Consider the following 925-nt stretch of genomic DNA (forward strand, 5'->3'; position numbering starts at 1 on the left):
CGGTATTTCCCGGTAACGAAAAGGTCAGCGAATTATTAGGGCTAATCATTTGGCCTTCAACCGGCGCTGTTTTACTGCCCGTTATCCCCACCGTGACCAACGAAACATGAAACGGTGTCGGATTGGTGACTTTAAGTCCGCCGGGGACTTTGGTCCAGACTAAAGATTGTGCGGCATCATTGGGATTACCGACCAAACCGGTAGGACGGAAGAACAATTTAATACGGGAACGGTAGGCCATCTGTAAATAGTTCTGGCTGCTACCCGCATCCGCTTTAGCCGGTATCTCTAAGACATTTAACCAAAAAACAGATTCTTTATCTTTTGGTAAAGCCGCACCGGTATAACTGATGCGCAGTGTCTGGCTTTTATTCGGCTCAACCCGGTTAATCGGTGGTGTCAGTACAAAAGGCACTTTTAACGTTTCCGGGCGGGCATTCACATCCCCGTTATCAATCCAGCTTTGTAATACCACCGGGCCGGTGCCGGTGTTATTCACCTTTACCGTCACTTCTTTTTGTTTTTCCGGATAAATTACCCGGGTGCCGGTAATAACCACACTGGCCTGAACAGAGCGTCCGACAAATAGAATCAAGAACAAGGCTGAGAAGACAGTTAATAAAAAACGGTTAGTGCTGTTCATAACAACCTCGACACTTAATGAATGTGTGCATGCTTTAATTTTAGTGCTTATCGTCAAAAAGGGCAGATATCTGCCCTTTTATATTTCTGTGTTACTCGTTAATACTTATTTGTATTGAATAGAGTAAACCACGTTGCTGACAACAGTACCGGCAGTGGTTGCGCCATCAGCATAATATTGAACCGCATACGGCAGTGTTGCAGAACCCGTAGCAGCATCAATATAAGTCGTGCTGGTTGTCTGGCTGCTGTTACCGGCTTTAATTGGTGCCATGGCGTTAGA

At 45.8% G+C, this 925-nt stretch carries 1 protein-coding gene and 1 pseudogene; both read right to left on the minus strand.

From position 1 onward, the window contains the following. Positions 1–643, minus strand: a 643-nt coding sequence (locus V2A85_RS24010; protein WP_420072597.1) for a molecular chaperone, incomplete at its 3' end; no start/stop codon positions are given. Between the two features lie 105 nt (positions 644–748). Then, positions 749–925 (minus strand): annotated as a pseudogene (locus tag V2A85_RS24015) (type 1 fimbrial protein); the annotation flags it as partial.

It is taken from the genome of Yersinia sp. 1252 StPb PI (assembly GCF_048593885.1).
In the GTDB taxonomy this organism is placed as follows: domain Bacteria; phylum Pseudomonadota; class Gammaproteobacteria; order Enterobacterales; family Enterobacteriaceae; genus Yersinia; species Yersinia enterocolitica_E.